Source organism: Amycolatopsis kentuckyensis (assembly GCF_002155975.1).
In the GTDB taxonomy this organism is placed as follows: Bacteria; Actinomycetota; Actinomycetes; order Mycobacteriales; family Pseudonocardiaceae; genus Amycolatopsis; species Amycolatopsis kentuckyensis.
Map to the genome: position 1 here is coordinate 384 of NZ_MUMI01000473.1, position 280 is coordinate 663.

Annotated in this window: 1 protein-coding gene; it reads left to right on the forward strand. The window is 73.9% G+C overall.

What is annotated here, in order from left to right; all coding sequences use genetic code 11:
• Positions 1–201 (forward strand): DUF1905 domain-containing protein (locus CCN39_RS37380; protein ID WP_143264292.1); only part of this gene is annotated, 201 nt, incomplete at its 5' end.
• Positions 202–280: the final 79 nt, after the last annotated feature.

Below are 280 nucleotides of genomic sequence, written 5' to 3' on the forward strand. Positions count from 1 at the left end.
GAGCGCACGGCCGGGCCCCGGCGCGGCTTCGGGGCCGTGCGGGTCCGGGTGACCGTCGGCGCCACCCGCTGGCGGACCTCGATCTTCCCGGACAGCTCGCGCGGCGCCTACGTGCTGCCCGTCAAGCGGGCCGTCCGCGAGGCCGAAGGGCTCGAAGTGGGGGACACCTGCACCCTCCGGGTGGAGCTCGCCGACCCCTGACCACGTGATCCGGCGAAACGCGATCGGCCGCGGAACGGATCTGTCATGATGCGGACACAGGCCCCGAACCGTGCAAGGG